Origin of the sequence: Neoroseomonas eburnea (assembly GCF_018129005.1) — a bacterium.
Taxonomy (GTDB): domain Bacteria; phylum Pseudomonadota; class Alphaproteobacteria; order Acetobacterales; family Acetobacteraceae; genus Neoroseomonas; species Neoroseomonas eburnea.
On sequence record NZ_JAAEDL010000030.1, the window covers coordinates 1 to 17,432 of the forward strand.

At 71.9% G+C, this 17,432-nt stretch carries 17 protein-coding genes and 1 pseudogene; 12 read left to right on the forward strand and 6 right to left on the reverse strand.

The window, feature by feature from the left end; translation table 11 throughout:
• Positions 1-99: 99 nt before the first annotated feature.
• Positions 100-930: pseudogene (locus GXW74_RS22680) on the forward strand (amino acid ABC transporter substrate-binding protein); the annotation flags it as partial.
• 239 nt (positions 931-1,169) lie between these two features.
• Here GXW74_RS22680 and serA read toward each other — a convergent pair.
• Positions 1,170-2,420, reverse strand: coding sequence for a phosphoglycerate dehydrogenase (gene serA, locus GXW74_RS22685; protein ID WP_211848876.1), 1,251 nt, complete (start codon positions 2,418-2,420; stop codon positions 1,170-1,172).
• 141 nt (positions 2,421-2,561) lie between these two features.
• On the opposite strand from serA, the gene GXW74_RS22690 reads away from it, so the two are divergent.
• From GXW74_RS22690 to uraH, 5 genes are all read left to right on the forward strand, one after another.
• The gene (locus GXW74_RS22690) at positions 2,562-3,743 is read left to right on the forward strand and encodes a urate hydroxylase PuuD (protein WP_211848877.1); all 1,182 of its coding nucleotides are present in this window, start codon (positions 2,562-2,564) and stop codon (positions 3,741-3,743) included.
• A gap of 175 nt (positions 3,744-3,918) precedes the next feature.
• Entirely contained in the window at positions 3,919-4,728 is an 810-nt protein-coding gene (locus GXW74_RS22695) for a hypothetical protein (protein WP_211848878.1), read from the forward strand.
• The gene (locus GXW74_RS22700; RefSeq protein WP_211848879.1) at positions 4,725-5,411 is read left to right on the forward strand and encodes a hypothetical protein; all 687 of its coding nucleotides are present in this window, start codon (positions 4,725-4,727) and stop codon (positions 5,409-5,411) included. Before GXW74_RS22695 ends, GXW74_RS22700 begins: the two co-directional genes overlap by 4 nt.
• Positions 5,412-5,419: 8 nt before the next feature.
• A complete protein-coding gene (locus tag GXW74_RS22705; protein ID WP_211848880.1) occupies positions 5,420-6,427 on the forward strand; it encodes a hypothetical protein in 1,008 nt (335 codons plus the stop codon).
• A gap of 113 nt (positions 6,428-6,540) precedes the next feature.
• Positions 6,541-6,903, forward strand: coding sequence for a hydroxyisourate hydrolase (gene uraH / locus GXW74_RS22710; RefSeq protein WP_211848881.1), 363 nt, complete (start codon positions 6,541-6,543; stop codon positions 6,901-6,903).
• A 172-nt stretch (positions 6,904-7,075) separates the two neighbouring features.
• Here uraH and GXW74_RS22715 read toward each other — a convergent pair whose 3' ends face one another.
• The 3 genes from GXW74_RS22715 to GXW74_RS22725 form a co-directional block, all read right to left on the reverse strand.
• On the reverse strand, positions 7,076-7,744 hold the full coding sequence (locus GXW74_RS22715; RefSeq protein ID WP_211848882.1) for a hypothetical protein: 669 nt from the start codon (positions 7,742-7,744) through the stop codon (positions 7,076-7,078).
• A gap of 64 nt (positions 7,745-7,808) precedes the next feature.
• Positions 7,809-9,011: a DUF1501 domain-containing protein gene (locus GXW74_RS22720; RefSeq protein ID WP_211848883.1), complete on the reverse strand. Its 1,203-nt coding sequence runs from the start codon at positions 9,009-9,011 to the stop codon at positions 7,809-7,811.
• Positions 9,008-10,306, reverse strand: coding sequence for a DUF1800 domain-containing protein (locus tag GXW74_RS22725; RefSeq protein WP_211848884.1), 1,299 nt, complete (start codon positions 10,304-10,306; stop codon positions 9,008-9,010). Before GXW74_RS22725 ends, GXW74_RS22720 begins: the two co-directional genes overlap by 4 nt.
• Before the next feature lie 230 nt (positions 10,307-10,536).
• Between GXW74_RS22725 and fusA the strand changes: the two genes are divergently transcribed.
• On the forward strand, positions 10,537-12,618 hold the full coding sequence (gene fusA / locus GXW74_RS22730) for an elongation factor G (RefSeq protein ID WP_211848885.1): 2,082 nt from the start codon (positions 10,537-10,539) through the stop codon (positions 12,616-12,618).
• 137 nt (positions 12,619-12,755) lie between these two features.
• The gene (locus GXW74_RS22735) at positions 12,756-13,001 is read left to right on the forward strand and encodes a hypothetical protein (RefSeq protein WP_211848886.1); all 246 of its coding nucleotides are present in this window, start codon (positions 12,756-12,758) and stop codon (positions 12,999-13,001) included.
• Between the two features lie 335 nt (positions 13,002-13,336).
• On the opposite strand, the gene GXW74_RS22740 is transcribed toward GXW74_RS22735, so the two are convergent.
• Positions 13,337-13,783: a MaoC/PaaZ C-terminal domain-containing protein gene (locus tag GXW74_RS22740; RefSeq protein WP_211848887.1), complete on the reverse strand. Its 447-nt coding sequence runs from the start codon at positions 13,781-13,783 to the stop codon at positions 13,337-13,339.
• Positions 13,784-14,155: 372 nt separating this feature from the next.
• Positions 14,156-14,938 (reverse strand): SDR family oxidoreductase, encoded by a 783-nt coding sequence (locus tag GXW74_RS22745; protein WP_246523915.1) that lies wholly within the window; start codon positions 14,936-14,938, stop codon positions 14,156-14,158.
• A gap of 104 nt (positions 14,939-15,042) precedes the next feature.
• Here GXW74_RS22745 and GXW74_RS22750 point away from each other — a divergent pair, with 104 nt between their 5' ends.
• From GXW74_RS22750 to GXW74_RS22765, 4 genes are all read left to right on the forward strand, one after another.
• Positions 15,043-16,047, forward strand: coding sequence for an SPFH domain-containing protein (locus GXW74_RS22750; RefSeq protein WP_211848888.1), 1,005 nt, complete (start codon positions 15,043-15,045; stop codon positions 16,045-16,047).
• Positions 16,032-16,457, forward strand: coding sequence for an NfeD family protein (locus GXW74_RS22755; protein WP_211848889.1), 426 nt, complete (start codon positions 16,032-16,034; stop codon positions 16,455-16,457). The genes GXW74_RS22750 and GXW74_RS22755 overlap by 16 nt, the downstream gene beginning before the upstream one ends.
• A gap of 82 nt (positions 16,458-16,539) precedes the next feature.
• Positions 16,540-17,031, forward strand: coding sequence for a host attachment protein (locus GXW74_RS22760; protein ID WP_211848890.1), 492 nt, complete (start codon positions 16,540-16,542; stop codon positions 17,029-17,031).
• Between the two features lie 44 nt (positions 17,032-17,075).
• A complete protein-coding gene (locus tag GXW74_RS22765) occupies positions 17,076-17,390 on the forward strand; it encodes a hypothetical protein (protein ID WP_211848891.1) in 315 nt (104 codons plus the stop codon).
• The last annotated feature ends 42 nt before the right edge of the window (positions 17,391-17,432 follow it).

Sequence of the window (17,432 nt, forward strand, 5' to 3'; positions counted from 1 at the left end):
GCGACATCGACTTCCCGCTCCTTTCCTTCACGGTCAATGACACCCGCCGCACCTGAGCAGGTCGCCGGTCCGCCCTCATAGGATCTCGATGCCGATACCTGCCGCGCCATCGCCGCAGCGGCGCTGGGCGATGCGAACAAGGCGCGCTGGGTGGTGCTGTCATCCCAGGCGCGGCTGCCGGCGCTGCAATCCGGCCAGATCGACGTGCTGCCCCGCACCACCACCTGGACGCAGACGCGCGACACGGCGAACGGGCTGAACTTCACCGCCGTCAACTTCTACGACGGGCAGGGCTTCATGGTGCGCCGCGCCGCCGGCGTGCAGCGTGCGCGGGACCTCGCGGGGGCGACCATCTGCGTCACCTCGGGCACCACCAATGAGCTGAACCTCGCCGACTGGTCGCGGGCCAACAACATCCGCGTGCAGCCGCTGGTGTTCGACCAGAACGAGGAGACCCGCAACGCCTACAATTCCGGACGCTGCGACGCCTTCACCACCGACGCCTCCCAGCTCGCCGGCATCCGCACCGCGCTGCGCAACCCGGATGAGCACATGATCCTGCCCGACATCATCTCGAAGGAGCCGCTGTCGCCGGCCGTCCGCCACGGCGACGACCAGTGGTTCGACATCGTGCGCTGGACCGTCTTCGCGCTGATCGAGGCCGAGGAGCTCGGCGTCACCCAGGCGAACGTCGATGAGATGCTGAACAGCCAGAACCCGTCGATCCGCCGCCTGCTCGGCCTGACCGGCGACCACGGGCCGCTGATGGGTCTCGATCGCCGCTGGGCCTACAACGCCATCAAGGCGGTGGGGAACTACGGCGAGATCTTCGAGCGCAACCTCGGCAGCGGCTCGCCGATCGGGCTGCCGCGCGGGGTCAACGACCTGTGGACGCGCGGCGGGCTGATGTACGCGATGCCGATCCGCTGATCCCCCGGCGCCGATCTCCGCATCGGCGCAGGGCGCACGACCGCCGGACCCGGCTCCCGGCCCGGTGCCCCGCATCGGGCCGCTGCCATGGCGTCGGCCCGGCGGGCCGGACATGCGCGCGACGACCGGCGCGCCCGGCCGCCGCCGCAGGCCTGGCCGGCGGTGCGCGTCGTTCCGCGATCCGATCGCGCTGCGCGGGACGAGCCCGGCCGCCGCGGCGGATCGCCCCGGGGTGCGTCCTACCGTCGCTCGTAGATCAGCCGCGCGCGGATGGTGCCGGGCAGGGCGCGGAACTCCTCGAGGATCGCCTCGGCGTCGCGCCGCGCCTCCACGCTGTCCACCACCACGTAGCCGATGCTGCCGGCCGTCTGGTAGTACTGGCCGGAGATGTTCAGCCCGCGCTTGGCGAAGCTCTCGTTGATGCGGGAGAGGATGCCCGGCGCGTCGCGGTGCACGTGCACCCAGCGCGCCCCGGTCGGCCGCGCCGGGAGCTGCACCTGCGGGAAGTTCACCGCGCCGAAAGTCGCCCCGGTGTCGGAGAACTCGATCAGCTTGCGCGAGACCTCCTCGCCGATGCGCCACTGCGCCTCGCCGGTCGAACCGCCGATATGCGGCGTCAGGATCACGTTCGGCAGTCCCTGGAGCGGGCTCGCGAAACGCTCATCCTTGCCGGAGGGCTCGACCGGGAAGACGTCGACCGCCGCGCCCAGCAGATGGCCCTCGCGCAGCGCCGCGGCGAGGGCATCGAGGTCGACCACGGTGCCGCGGGCGTTGTTCACCAGCACCGCGCCCTTCCTCATCGCACGGATCTCGGCCTCGCCGATCATGTTCACCGTGTCGGGCGTCTCGGGCACGTGCAGCGTGACTGCGTCCGCCTCGGCCAGCAGCGCGTGCAGGGAGGTCATCGGCTGCGCGTTGCCGTGCGGCAGCTTGCCGGTGTGGTCCCAGTAGATGACGCGCATGCCGAAGGCCTCGGCGAGCACGCTCAACTGGCTGCCGATATTGCCGTAGCCGACGATGCCGAGGGTCTTGCCGCGCACTTCCCAGGAATTCGCCGCCGACTTGTCCCACTCGCCGCGATGGGCCGCGTTGGACTTCGGGAAGATGCCGCGCATCAGCATGACGATCTCGCCGAGCGTCAGCTCGGCGACCGAGCGCGTGTTGGAAAAGGGCGCGTTGAACACCGGGATGCCGCGTTCGGCCGCGGCGTCGAGCGCCACCTGGTTGGTGCCGATGCAGAAGCAGCCGATGGCGAAGAGGCGATCGGCGGCGGCCAGCACCTCCGCCGTCACCTGGGTGCGCGACCGGATCCCGAGGATGTGCACGCCCTTCAGCGCCTTGGTCAGCGCCGGGCCGTCGAGCGCCTTGGCCTCCCGCTTCACCGTCGCGTAGCCGGCATCGGCCAGGCGTTCGATGGCGCTGTCGGAGACGCCTTCGAGCAGCAGGATGCGGATCTTGTCCTTGGGAAGGGAGAGTCGGGTCGGGGACATCGCCTGGAGACTGCCGGGATCGTTGGGGGGCCGCTTCCTGCGCCTTCGCGCCGCACTGCACAAGAGCCGGGCCTTGCCGCCAGGGATGCTCCCCCGTCATGCTGCGCCGCAGCGGCCGGGCGTGCCGCGCGGGGGTGCCGGATGGACGCTGCCTACCTGTCGGACTGGGCGAACCTCCTGCTGCGCTGGCTGCACCTGATCACCGGCGTCGCCTGGATCGGGACGTCCTTCTATTTCATCGGCCTCGACAACCAGCTCGACCCGCCGAAGGACGGCAACCCCCGCGTTGCGGGAGAGCAATGGTCCGTCCATGGCGGCGGCTTCTATCACAAGCAGAAGTATCTCGTGGCGCCGGAGCGGCTGCCGGAGAAGCTGCACTGGTTCAAGTGGGAGGCCTACTGGACCTGGATCAGCGGCTTCTGCCTGTTCGTGCTGATCTACTGGGGGCAGGCCTCGACCTACTTGGTGGATCCGGCGGTGCTCGACATGGCGCCCTGGGTCGCGGTGCTGGCCAGCGCGGCGCTGCTGGCGGGCGGCTGGGTCGCCTACGACCTGGTCTGCCGGTCGCCGCTGGGGGAGAACGAGGCCACGCTCGGCGCCATCGGCGCGGCTGCGCTGGCGGCGGTGGCCTTCGTCTCCTGTCACCTGTTCGGCGGCCGCGGCGCCTTCCTGCAGGTCGGGGCGATGACGGGCACCATCATGGTCGCCAACGTCGCGATGGTGATCATCCCCGGCCAGCGGAAGATGGTCGAGGCGATGCGCCGGGACGAAGCACCGGACCCGAAATACGGCCGCTGGGGCAAGCAGCGCAGCGTCCACAACACCTATCTGACGCTGCCCGTGCTGTTCATCATGATCTCGCCGCACTACCCGATGACCTGGCAGTCGCGCTGGAACTGGGTGGTGCTGCTGGCGATCGGCCTGTCGGGCGCGCTGGTGCGTCAGTTCTTCGTGCTGCGGCAGAAGGGGCGCAATGCGGTCTGGCTGCCGGCCGGCGCGGCCGCGGTGGTCGCCCTGCTGGTCTGGTCCGGCGCGCCGGAGCGCGGGGCGGGCGCCGCGGACGCCCCGGCCTTCGCCGAGGTGCAGACCATCGTCGCCTCCCGCTGCGTCTCCTGCCATGCGGCGCGCCCGACCATGGAAGGCTTCGCCGCCCCGCCCAAGGGCGTGGTGATGGAAACGCCGCAGCAGATCCGCCGCTGGGCCGCGGCGATGCGCCAGCAGGTGCAGACCGAGGCCATGCCCCCCGGCAACCTGACCGAGATCACGGAGGAGGAGCGGGGGAAGCTGCTCGCCTGGGTCGCGGCGGGGGCGCCGGCGCAGTAGGGCGGCTTCCCCTTGCGCGGAACCGCTCCAGCCCATGTGCGGCGTGCATCTTCACGCAGGCGTCCGACCCCGGCGGCGAGCGATCTGCTCTTGCGCCTCGGTCCGATTGCCGCCCGGCTGGCGCAGCCTGTACACGTGATCCTGTGCATGGCGCCGCGTCCGGCGTCGCGCCCGGATGACAGGGGGAGGGGCGCCACTGCCGCGGAACTGCCTGGCCCTGTTCGCGCTCGTCCTGGTCGCCGGCTGCTCCCTGCCGCCGAACACGGCATTGCGCGACTGGGCGCGCACCGCGAGCATCCTGGCGGACCATCCGGCCGCCGTCGCGCCGGAGCCCGGGGCCGCCCCGCCACGCGCAGCCCCGGCGCCGGACCCCGGGGACGAAGCCGCGCGCGCCCGACGGGATGGCCTGGTCGCCCAGCAGCAGGCCCTGGCTGTCTACCTCTACGCCCTCGGCGTGCTGGCCGAGGAGGAGCAGCCGCTGACGTTCCGCGAGGAACCTTATGCGGCGCTGGCGCCACGCGCCGCGGCGGCCGATCCGGCGGCGGCACGCGCCGTTGCCGAGATCGGTGCCATCCTGCGCGCGGCGCGGGAGGCCAACCTGCCGCCCGGCGCGCGCGCGAACAGCGCCGGGCAGGCCACGGTCGTCGAGGACCACCGCCTGCGCAGCGTGATCCGTGCCGCAGACACCCCGGTGCAGGCGCTGGTCGCGGCGCTCGCCGCCGGCATCGCCGCGGCGCCACCCGCGGGGGCGGAGCGGCGGCCCGGTGCGGATCGCGAGGCCTACCTTCGTGTCCTTGCGGCGATCGGGGAGGGCCATGCGATGCTGAAGGCGCGGGCGCGGCACATCACGCAGGAGGATCTGGCGCGCGAGCTGCGCGCCGAGGAGGACCGGCTGATCCGCGCCGCCTACCGGCTGCCGGCCGATCCGGCCATCGGCGCACGGCGGCCGCTGGGCGGGGTGGTCGCCGAGGTGGTGCAGCCGTGACCCGCCAGCGCGCGCGCAGCCTTGCCGCCGGTGCCCTCGTGCTCCTCACCGGCTGCAACGCGCCGGACTACACGCCGGTGCGCGACTGGGCCCGCGCCGGCAGCCTGGTGGCGGATCATCCGGGCGCCACCCGCGCCGTCGCCGCATTGCCGCCTGACGCCGCCCCGGCCGAGGTGCGCGACGGCATCGTCGCGATGCAGGCGGCGCTGTCCCTCCATCTCGCCGCCCTTGGCCGGATGGCGGATGACGGGGTGCTGCAATATCCCGAGGATCCCTTCACGGATCTCGCCGCCCGCGCGGCGGGGGCCGATGCGGCGGGGGGCGAGGCGGTCGCCGGTCTCGGCCGCTTCCTCCGCTACGCGACGCGCGGCAACCTCCGGGCGCCGCAACTGCGCGACAGCATCCGCGCGACGGATCCGCTCGTGCAGGAGCTCGCCAGGGCGCTGGTCGCGTCGATCCGGCGCGAGGCGACCGCCATGCCGGGCGAGGCCGGGCCCCTGGAAGCCTATGCGGCGGTCGTCGCGCAGATCGGGGAGGGCCATGCCCTGCTCAAGGCACGCGCGAGCGACATCACGGACGAGGAGGTGGTCCAGCTCATCCGCGCCGAGGAGGACCGGCTGCGCCGCGCCGCCCGCGCGCTGCCGTACCCCGCCGCCGCACCCGCCCCCGCAGCGGCCCGATGAGGAGGGCCGTGCGGCAGCCGGGTCTTCCGGCCGCGCTCGCGGTGGTGGTGGCCCTGGCCTGCGCGGGCGGCGCGCGGGCGCAGCCGACCGGGGAACGCGTCGAGGACGTGCTCGACCGCATCGACGCGATCCGCTCCGGTCTCCGTGTCCGGCCCGGCGGCGTGCTCGGCATCATGGGCTACAACGTGACGCCGGACGGATCCTCGAACGCGCTCCAGGTCAACCGCACGACCACGAGCGCGGAGGAGGGTTCCCCCACCATGACGCTCAGCCAGTTCGGCTTCGGCTTCACCTGGAGCGAATCCTTCCCGCTCTTCACCGAGGCCTATATCGGCACCGCGCGCTACGACCCACGGGCGGTCTTCACCAACCTCGGCACCCGGCGCGTTCCGCTGCGCTGGAACAACATCGCCGGCACGATCGGGATCGGTTACGATATCCGCCTCGGCGAATACCTCTGGCTGCGGCCGATCGTGAACATGTCGGCGGGCTATGCGGCCTCCGATGCCTCCCTCTTCGGGGCCTTCGTCAATTACCGGACGGATCGCGACATCCCGGCGCTGACCGACCAGCACGTGAACGTCTGGGGCATCGGCGGGTCGCTGATGCTCGCCTATTACGACTACCGGCCGGCGCGGGACATCGACGTCGAGCTTCGCTACACGCAGATCCATCTGCGGACCTTCGGCGACACCGTGGCGGCCGCGCGCGGCAGCCTGACGGCGCAGACCGTCGGGCTCTGGACCCGCTACCGCTGGCCGACCGGATGGGAGGCCTTCGGTCGGCCGGTCCGCTGGGTGCTCGACGGCTCCTTCACCGCCTATATCGGCGACCAGGCCGACATCATGGGCTTCACCTGGGCGACCAAGATCGGCGGCGGCATCGAGATCGATGTCGGCCGCTACGAGGTCGGCGCGGTCGGCATCAACCTCTCCCGCGTCCGGCTGGTCGCGCGCTACTTCTACGGCGACAACAACATCACAGGCACCTCCGTCGGCCTCGGGTTCAGCTTCTGACGATACCCGGGCCGCGAAGGAGGGAGGGGGACGGGCGAGCCGCGCCGCCGCCCCTTCCATGCGTCGCGGAAATGGAGGATGGAGCGTTTCCGGCCCATCCGGCGAGGCACGACATGGCAGGCAAAGGACCCGGCACGCTCACCACCCATGTGCTGAACACCGCCGAGGGCGTTCCGGGCGAGGGCATCCGCGTCGAACTCTGGCGCCTGGACCCCGAGCCGGCGCAACTGGCCGAGACCGTGACCGACGCCGATGGCCGCACGCCGCAGCCGCTGCTCTCCCCGGGAGCCTTCCGTGCCGGCCGCTACGAGCTGCGCTTCCACATCGGGGCCTATTTCGCGGCGCGCGGCATCGCGCCGTCGCCGCCCTTCCTCGACGTGGTGACGGTCACCGTCGGGCTCGCGGACGGGCGCGGGCACTACCACGTGCCGCTGCTGTGCTCGCCCTGGTCCTATTCGACCTATCGCGGGTCCTGACGGGTTCCGCCGCGGCATCCTTCCGCCGGATGCCGGGCCAAGGGGCGGCTGCGCCCCGGCCACCGGTGGTGCCCCCTCGCTCCGGCCGCGCGGGCGCCGGGCGCGCGGATGGGGCGGGAGGGCGCCTGCGGCCCTTCGAAGAGACGCTGCTCCCCGCAGGCCTGCCCCGGCGTCAGCGATAATCCGTGGCGCGGTCGGCGGTGAGCATGACGTCCCAGGCGTTCAGCACCTCGGCGGGCACGCCGAAGGCGCGCAGATGGGCGAAGAGGGCGACCGCGAGATCCCAGTTGCCGCCCGGCTCGCCATCCGGCAGCGCGGCATAGCCGTCGAAGCCGGTCGCCTTGCCGATCGAGAAGTAGGTCGCGAGCCGCGTGTCCTTCGCCCGCCGTCCGAACTGCGCGTTGCGCCCGACCATCGCCTTCTCGAGCGTCCGCCCGGCGGCCATGTTGGACTCCGGCGGGACGGCGAGCATCCGGACATAGCCGAGCCCGCCCATGGCCGCCGCCCGCTTCGGGAAGACGTGGTCGATGTGGACGTCGGCACCGTCGAGGCCGGGGGCGCCGAGCTCGCGGATCGCGAAGCGCTCGAAGGCGGCGCGATAGCCGGTCTTCCCGGGGTCCAGCCAGAGCTGCGGCAGCCGGTCCGCGGCGGCCGGCCGCCACACGAACCCTTCGGAAGACGAGAGGTCGGGGCTGGTCTCGATCCGGCCGTCGTAGCGGTCCTGCCCGGTCATGTGGGCGCGCAGCAGGGCGGTGGTGGTCTCGGCACCGATCAGCGCGGTGGATCGGGCGAAATCCTGCACGAAATCGTCGATCTGCCGCGTCACCCAGGAAGGCCGCATGAAAGGGCTCCATCACGATCCGCGGCACCCTGGCATGCGGCGGGGCTGCGCGGCGTGACGGTTTTCACACCCTGACCAGGCCGCCCATCGGCGTCGCCGCCTCGCTGCCCGGAAACGCCCGCGCCACCGCCGGCGCGGCGAGGCGCAGGTGGTCGCGCAGCAGCCCCTTGGCGACGCTGCGCAGATCGGTGGTCGGCGCCAGGTCGCGGTCCTGGAACAGGTTGCCGGGCGACAACCCCGGCCAGTCGCCGCCGACCCGCCCGCCCGCCACGGCGCCGCCGGCGAGGAAGGCGACGCCGCCGGTGCCATGGTCCGTCCCGGCCGTGCCGTTCACCCGCACGGTGCGGCCGAATTCGGTGATCACCAGTACCGCGGTGCGCCGCCAGTGCTCGCCCAGCGCTTCCTTCAGCGCCCCAAGTCCCTCGTCGAGCATCGCCAGCGGTCCGTTGAGCCGGTTGACCTGCTGGGCATGGGTGTCCCAGCCGGTCAGCTCGAAGGCGGCGACGCGCGGCCCGTCGGGCCGGGCGAGCAGCCGCCCCGCGGTCAGCGCCAGGGCGCGGAAGGCGCCGCCGGGCGCCGGGCGGCGCTGCATCGCCTCGGCGCCGAGCGCTGTCGCCGCATAGCCGCGCGCGCCGAGCGCCTCGGCCAGCGCCGGCCCGGTCACCGGGTCGGCGGCGTTGAGCTCCGCCACCCGCGCCAGCAGGTCCGGCGGCGGCGTGCCCCCGCCGCGCGGCGCGTAGTTGCCGACCGTGCTCGGCCCGCGCATCAGCAGCGGCACGTCGGTGCCGACCGCGAGCCCGGCATGCTGCGCCCCCGGCCGGTTCGGGAAGGCGACGAGGGCACGGTTCAGCCAGCCGCTCGCCAGCCGCTGGTCGGCGCCCGATTCCAGCATGTCCTGCGCGTCGAAATGGCTGCGCGTGCGCCAGTTGCCGGCGACGGCGTGCAGGATCAGCGCCTCGTTCGCCGCGTACATGGCGTGCAGGTTCGGCATGCGCGGATGCAGGCCGAAGCGGCCGCCGAGGTCGAGCAGCCCGTTCTCCTGCCCGGGCTCGGGCAGGGCGAGGGGGCCGCGCAGCTCTCCGAAGGCAGCTTCCCCGTAGGGCTGCACGGCGAAGAGCCCGTCCAGGCCGCCGCGCAGCAGCACCACGGCGAAGCGCGCCTCCCCGGGGGCCTGGGCGAAGGCGACGCGGGCGCGCGGCAGGGTCAGCGCGGCGGCCAGGCCGAGCAGGGCGGCGCGGCGGCCGAAGGCGGGCAGGTGGGCGCTCATCGGCGGTGGAACTCCGGGCTGGTGAGCACGAGGGTCAGGGCTTCCCGGGCCGAACCGGCGCGCGCGGCGGCGCGCAGGGTCTCCGGCCGGCAGAGCGGGCCGAGCACCGCTTCGGCGAGGTCGGCCGCGTCGCGCCCGGCGCCGCGGGCGGAAATGCCGCTCGCCCATTCCACCCGGCGGAGCAGGGCTTCGGGCGCCGCCCATTCGCTGGCGACATCGGGCCAGCCATTTGGCGCGCGGGCGGCCCACAGCGGCTGGCCGAGGAGCTGAAGGGTTCCGAAGGCGCGCTCGGCGGCCTCGGGCGGGGCCTCCACCGCGCGCAGCACGGCGACGACGTAGTCGAAGGGCGAGCGCAGCTTGGCGAGCGGGGTGGCCCAGGCCTGCGGCAGCCGGACCAGCGCGCGCGACGCGGCGCCGAGGTCCCCGCCGCTGTCGCGCAGCACGCCGAAGATCGCGGCGATCGCCTCGGGCGGCGGGTCGTCGGCGACGAAATGGCGCACCAGCTTGGTCGCCAGGTGGCGATGCGTCGCCTCGTGCCGGCCGAGCCAGGCGAGCAGCTGCAGTCCGCCTTCCTGGCCCTCGGGCCAACTGCGGCCCATCACCGTCTTGGGGCCGGGCTCGTGCGCCGCCTCCCGGAAGATGAAGCCGAAGGGCTCGCGGAGCGGCGCGACGGACCAGCCGGTGAGCACCTTGGCGAAGGCGGTGACGTCGGCCTGGGTGTAGCCGGCGGCCGGGGTGACGGTGTGCAGCTCGAGGATCTCGCGCGCCAGGTTCTCGTTGAGGCCGCGGCTCATGCGCTGGCCGGCGCGGCTGTTCGGCCCGATCGAGCCCTGGTTGTCGAGATAGGCGAGCATGGCCGGGTGGCGGACCACGGCGACCAGCATGTCGTCGAAGCGGCCGGTGACGTGGGGGCGGATCGCTTCGCGGACGAAATGGCCGACGGTGTAGGGCACCTTGCCGCGGGCCACGGTGAAGTGGTTGGCCCAGAAGGCGACCAGCCTTTCCCGGAAGCCGTCGGGGGAGGCGATGGCGAAGCCGATCGCCGCATCCGCCTCGCCGCGCAGGATGCGGCGCTGGTGGGGGCGGCCCATGCCGGCGCGGCTGGTCTGGTTGTCCTCGGCGGCGGCGGCGAAGATCGCGGGCAGGTCGGCCGGCACGCCGTCGGGCAGGGCGGGGCCGGGCAGGCCCGGGGCGAGTTGCGAGTCGAGCCAGGCCGCCGGGTCGGCGGGCGCCGGGTCGCTCGGCCGCCGGCCCATGGTGAAGCGGATGGCGGCGATGGCTTGGGCACGGTCCATGGCGGCAAATCTAGCGCCGGAAGGCTGCGGAGGCATGCAACGAAGCGTGTCGCGCCTCCCGCGCATGGGGCCACGGCCGCGGCCGCGGATCCTCCGACACCATGTTGCGCTTGCAAAGCAGGCCCAGACGTCGCAGATAGCCGCGACCGACTGATCGGCGAGAACCTTTGCGGGCGGCGAGGGGGGGCAGCCCCCGCGCATGCGCCCCTGTCTGCTTATGGAGGCCCATCGTGGCGCGCACCCCGCTCGAGAAGATCCGAAATATCGGAATCACGGCGCATATCGACGCCGGCAAGACCACCACGACCGAGCGCATCCTCTACTACACCGGCAAGAGCCACAAGATCGGTGAAGTCCATGACGGTGCGACGACGACCGACTACATGGAGCAGGAGCGTGAGCGCGGGATCACGATCACTTCCGCCGCCGTGACGGCGGAGTGGAAGGGCCACCGCATCAACGTCATCGACACCCCGGGCCACATCGACTTCAACATCGAGGTGAACCGTTCGCTGCGCGTGCTCGACGGCGCGGTCTTCGTGATCGAGGGCGTGGCCGGGGTGCAGCCGCAGTCCGAGACCAACTGGCGCCTCGCCGACCGCTACAACGTTCCGCGCATCATCTACATCAACAAGCTCGACCGCACCGGCGCGGACTTCTTCCGCGCGGCGGAGACGCTGACCGAGAAGCTCGGCATCAACTGGGTGGCGCTGCAGATCCCCATCGGGATCGAGGACAACCTGCAGGGCGTCGTGGACCTCGTCGAGATGAAGGCGCTGGTCTGGCAGGGCGACGACCTCGGCGCGAAGTACGACATCGTCGAGATCCCGGCCGACCTGAAGGACAAGGCCGCGGAATACCGCGAGAAGCTGCTCGACACCGTGGTGTCGGCCGATGACGAGGCGATGGAGAAGTATCTCGAGGACGGCGACGTGCCGGTCGAGCTGCTGAAGCGCGCCATCAAGAAGGGCACGATCTCGGGCGAGTTCCGCCCGGTCGTCTGCGGGTCCTCCTTCAAGAACAAGGGCGTGCAGCCGCTGCTGGACGCGGTGATCGACTACCTGCCGTCCCCGGTGGACATCGAAGGCATCAAGGTCGCCCCCGAGGAAGGCCAGGACGAGGGCGCCGAGCGCCGCGTCATCCCGGCGACCGAGGACGGGCCCTTCGCCGGCCTCGCCTTCAAGATCATCAACGACAAGTACGGCAACCTGACCTTCGTGCGCGTCTACCGCGGCGTCCTCAAGCAGGGCGACATGGTGATGAACACGACCAAGGGGCAGCGCGAGCGCATCGGCCGCATGTTCCAGATGCACGCCGACAAGCGCGAGGAGATCAAGGAGGTCTTCGCCGGCGACATCGCCGCCTTCGTCGGCCTGAAGGACACCGGCACGGGCGACACCCTGGCCGATCCCGCCGACCCGGTCGTGCTGGAGCGTATGGCCTTCCCGGTGCCGGTCATCGACATCTCCGTCGAGCCGAAGACCAAGGAAGGCATCGAGAAGATGACCCTCGGCCTGCAGAAGCTGGCCGGCGAGGATCCCTCGCTGCGCCTGCGCACCGACCAGGAGACCGGCCAGACCATCCTCTCCGGCATGGGCGAACTGCACCTCGAGATCATCGTCGACCGCCTGAAGCGCGAATACGGCGTGGACGCCAATATCGGCGCCCCGCAGGTCGCCTATCGCGAGACCATCACCAAGCCGCACACCGAGACCTACACCCACAAGAAGCAGTCGGGCGGCTCGGGCCAGTACGCCGAGGTGAAGATCGTCTTCGAGCCGAAGGAGCGGAACACGGGCATCGAGTTCGTGAACGGCATCGTCGGCGGCGCGGTGCCGAAGGAATACATCCCGGCGGTCGAGAAGGGCATCAAGGTGCAGGCCGATACCGGCGTGCTCGCCGGCTTCCCGACGGTGGACTTCAAGTACTCCCTGGTGGACGGCAAGTACCACGACGTCGACTCCTCGGCCCTGGCCTTCGAGATCGCCGCCAAGGCCTGCTTCCGCGAAGGCATGAAGAAGGCCGGCCCGGTCATCCTCGAGCCGATCATGGACGTCGAGGTGACCACCCCGCAGGACCATGTGGGTGACGTCGTCGGCGACCTGAACCGCCGCCGCGGCGTGATCCAGTCGCAGGACATGGCCGGCACCTCGGTCATCGTCCGCGCCCATGTCCCGCTGAAGGAGATGTTCGGCTACATCTCCAACCTGCGTGGCATGACGAAGGGCCGTGCGTCCTTCTCCATGCAGTTCCACCACTACGATCCGGTGCCGCGCAACGTCGCGGACGAGATCATGGCGAAGTCCGCCTGATCCCACCGGTCAGGACCGGGCAGGGGGCGGCGCGGAGGGGCAACCTTCCGCGCCGCTTCCGTTACGGGGGTCACTTGCGGCCGGGGCCGGGCGGGCGCCATCCTGGGAACCGGGTGCCGGACCGGAGGATCGCCGAGATGAGGTTCGTCTTCGCCGCCATGGCCGTGGCCGCGCTGCTGGCGCCTGCCGCCGCGCGCGCCGACTACTACGTCTACTGCGCCAACAACCGGATCGAGGTGGACAGCCGCAACCCCGAGCAGATGCGCATCGCGCGCGGTTCCGGCGTCTGCCAGATGGGGCCGAAATTCGGCTTCCTCTCCTCCGCGCAGGATTTCGCGCGCAACAATTTCGGCGGTGCCGGCCGGCCCTGCTCCTGTCGCTGATGCGAGCGGCACGCGTTCTTGCCTCGTGCCGAGGCCGCGACGGGCACCCGGTCATCTCGCCTTGCAACGTGACCGGGGATCCGGAATGCGGCCCGCCGGTGCTCCGGCGAAGCCAGGCAAACCGGAGGTTTGCGCCCGGCGCCCGAGGGCACGGACAGCCTCATGCCAGCGGTCGCGAATAGCGGCCGCTGGCATGAGAAGCCGTGCGCGAATGCCGGCGCCGGCCCGCACCCCCACCCGGAGACGCAATGACGGTTTCCGGGATGGGTGGCCGGGCGGGGTGCGGGCAGGTGCCGGTCGCGCAGGAGCCGTTCGGCGCATGCGCGTACGGTCTCTCAGCGCTTGAGGAAGTGGGTCCCCACCGCGTCGAGCACGATGACGTTGTCCGCCGTCCGACGCGCCGTGTGGCGCAGCTTCGCGATGCCGAGCGCGCGGCCGGAGCGCGAGGGGCGCACCTCGACCACCTCGGTGCGGATCGCGATCTCCTCCCCGGGGCGCAGCGGGGCGGGCCATTTCGTGTCGATCTGGTTGCCGCCGAGCGAGATGCCGGAGAGCAGCCCGCTGCCCATCAGCCGGCCGAACACGGCGGAGAGCGTGTGCAGGCCGCTCACCACCAGTTCGCCGAAGATGCTCTCCTTCGCCGCCTCGGGGTCGAGGTGGAAGTATTGCGGGTCGTAGCGCGAGGCGAAGGCGACGACTTCCTCGAGGGACAGGGTGAGCGTGCCGAGGTCCCAGGCCATGCCGGCCGAGAGGTCGTCGAGGGAACGGATCGGATGGGTCATCGCGGCGCAATCTAGCAGGCCGCGGCGGATGTGTCGGTGGCGCTTCCGAAAGGGGCGCCGCCCCTCTCGGGCTCTCCCCGCCAATGGCCGAAGGGCCTTTGGGAGCCGATACCTGGCGCTTTGCGCCCCACTGCCGCTGTCACCGCCGTGATCGGCCATGGGCAGCAGTCGCTCCGGAGGGATGCGGTGCCTCCGAGGCGCCCCGCACCCGCTGACCGTTTCCAAAGGCCATTCGGCCTTTGGCGGGGTGAGGTTTGGAGAGGGGCAGAGCCCCTCTCCAATGCCTGCTCACGCGCATGGGACCAGCCCCCCCCTCGCCCCGTGTTCCATGCGGCGCGCGGAAGCATTCTCCGACCGGCCGGCGCCGTGCCGTCAGCCCAGGCGCTGCAGGTCCCCGTCCACCGCCAGCGCCTGGCCGCTGATCGTCGCCCCGAAGGGCGAGCAGAGGTACAGCGCCATGTTGGTGATGTCGTGCTGCGTCACATAGCAGCGCATCGAGACGTCCTTCAGCAGCTCCCCCTCCTTGTCCTTGAACGCCACGCCCTGCGCCTGGGCCTTGGCCTCGATGACGCGGCGGATGCGGTCGCCGGCGACGAGGCCGGGCAGGATGGCGTTGACCCTGATGCGGTCGGGACCGAGCTCGATCGAGAGCGACTTGGTGAACCCCACCACGCCCCATTTCGCCGCGGCATAGGGGCTGCGCAGCGGGAAGCCGAAGCGCCCGGCGGCCGAGGAGAGGTTGACGATCGACCCGCCGCCCGCCGCGCGCAGATGCGGCACGGCGCGCCGCGCGCAGTGGAACATGGCGGCGAGGTCGATGCGCAGCGTCGCCTCCAGCGCCTCCGGCGTCACGTCCTCGACGCGTGCGGTGGGGCCGGCGATGCCGGCATTGTTCACCAGCACGTCGAGGCCGCCGAGATGGGCCGCCGCCTCGTCGACGAAGCGCTCGCACTCCGCCGTCTCGCCCATGTCGGCGCGCATCCTCGGGTGGGGGCAGGTGGCGAGCGCCTCCTCATCCACGTCGCAGACGAAGACGCGGGCGCCGCGGGCGGCGAAGGCATCCGCCATCACGCGGCCGATGCCCCCCGCGCCGGCGCTGATCGCCGCGCGCATCCCGCCGAGATCCACCGGCAGCGGCGTGTTGCAGGCTTCCATCACGCATCCTTCCCCTGAAATGCTTCGCCCATGCTCCTGCGGGGCGGGCGGGGCGGCAAGGGCGACATTCCGTTCCGGCATCGCTCAGGCTAGTGTCCCCGGCCATGAGCCCGTTCGACATCGTCTCCTTCTCGACCATCGTCCTGATCGTCCTGCTGTTCCTCGCGGTGCTGACGGCGCTGCGCGGCATCCGCACCGTGCCCCAGGGAGAGGTCTGGACGGTGGAGCGCTTCGGCGCCTTCACCCGCATGCTCTCGCCGGGCCTGAACTTCATCATCCCCTTCATCGACGGCATCGGCCGGCGGGTGAACGTGCAGGAACAGGTGCTCGACATTCCCGAGCAGTCGGTCATCACCCGCGACAACGCGACCGTGGCGGTGGATGGCATCGTCTATTACCGCGTGATGGATCCGGCGAAGGCGGCCTATGCCGTGCAGGATCTCGGCGTCGCGCTGACCGCGCTGACCATGACCAACATCCGTGCGGTGATCGGCGAGATGGAGCTCGACGCCACGCTGTCGGGGCGGGAACGCATCAACTCCTCGCTGCTCGCCATTCTCGACGGCGCGACCGACCCGTGGGGCGTGAAGATCGCCCGCGTCGAGATCCGCAAGATCGAGCCCCCCGAGAACCTGATCCGCGCCATGAACCTGCAGATGACCGCCGAGCGCGAGCGCCGCGCCACCGTCGCCAAGGCCGAGGGCGAGCGGGAGGCCGAGATCAAGCGCGCCGAGGGCGAGAAGCAGGCCCTGATCCTGTCCGCCGAGGGCCGCCGCGAGGCCGCCTTCCGCGACGCCGAGGCGCGCGAGCGCCTGGCCCAGGCCGAGGCCGCCGCGACCCGCATGGTGGCGGAGGTTGCCGCCGGCGCGGGGACCGACGCGCTGCGCTACTTCATCGCCGACAAGTACGTGAAGGCGTTCGAGACGCTGGCCGGCAACCCTGCGCAGAAGCTGGTGATCGTGCCGATGGAGAGCAGCGCGCTGGCCGGCGGCATCGCGCAGGCGATGGAACTGCTGCGCGGGCCGGACGGGACCTTGCCGCCGCGCACGCCACGCCCGCCCGCCGCGCCGCCAGTACCGGAGATGCCGTCGCCATGGACCCCGCGCTGATCTGGATCCTCGTCGGGCTGCTGCTGCTCGGCGCGGAGACCCTGCTGCCCGGCGTCTTCCTGCTGTGGATCGGCCTCGCCGCGGTCGGCACCGGGCTGATGCTGCTGGTCACCACGCCACCCTTCTGGCTGACCGTCACGGTCTTCATCCTGCTGCTCGCCGCCGGCATCGCCGCGGCGCTGCGGCTGCGGCGCACCGAGCATCCGCGCCCGCGGGTGAATACGCCCGATGCCGGCCTGGTCGGGCGCTTCGGCGTGCTGGTCGAACCCGGCCTGGCCGGCCCGCGCGTGCGCATCGGCGATTCGGACTGGGCCGCGCGGCTGCCGCGCGACGTGGCGGAAAGCCCGGCCGGGACGCGGGTGCGGGTGGAGGGGGTGGACGGCACCACCCTCGTCGTCCGGCCGGAATAGGCATCGCCGCGTCCTTGCTGCGGATCAAGGCGCGCGGCGGAAGGCAAGGCCATGTAGGCTTCATCGACGGAGGGAAAGCCCCATGAGCACGAGCGCAAACACCATCGAAGGCGGCCGCGCGCGCCGCCTCTTCGTCGTGGCCAATGGCAGCCATGGCCGGGCCTATCTGAAGCGGCTCGGGGAGACCGGCTACGACGCGGTGATCGCCTGGGCTTCGCCCGATGCCCGCGCGAAGGATTCCGAACTGGGCGAGGACAAGCCCGGCCGCGCCTTCGCCGGCGCCGGCGCCACCGCCCGCAGCGCCATGGAATACGACAACAAGGACGACAGCCCGAAGGAGCACGCCAAGCGCGACCTCGCCCGCCAGATGGCGGCGGACATCGTCGCCGCGCTCAAGGCCGGCAAGGCCGACAGCTTCTCCCTGGTCGCCCCGGCGACGGTCGCGGCCGCGATCCGCAGCCATGTGCCGCACGAGGTGCAGCGCGCCCTGGTTGGCGAGGAGCACCACGACCTGACCAGCCTGCCGGTCGCCGAGGTCTTCGCCCGCCTGGATGCGCTTCGTCACGGGGTGTAACGGCCCTTGATCCGGGCCCGATCATGGGCCACGTCCTATGGGCCATGGAAACGCACCGCCGCCCGCCCGTGATCGACATGACGCCGGAAGGGGATTTCCGCGATCCCGTCCCGCCGCAGCCCGGCACGCCGTTCGACCGGCTGCTCGCGCGCCTCGGCGGCACCGCCATCCTGGTGGCGGCGGCCGGCGGGGGACTGCTGCTGGCGGGGCTCGCCATCCTGGCCATCGGCATCCTCGTGCCGCTGGTGATCGGTGCCGGGGCGATCGGCGCCGCCTCGCTGTGGTGGCGCGCGCGGCGCGCGCGCAGCCGGGGCGAGGTTCCGCCGGGTCAGGTGCGCTTCGTCGTCATCCGGCGCTGAGGGCGCGGAGGGGATTCGCCCCTCCGGACCTCCCCAACCAAA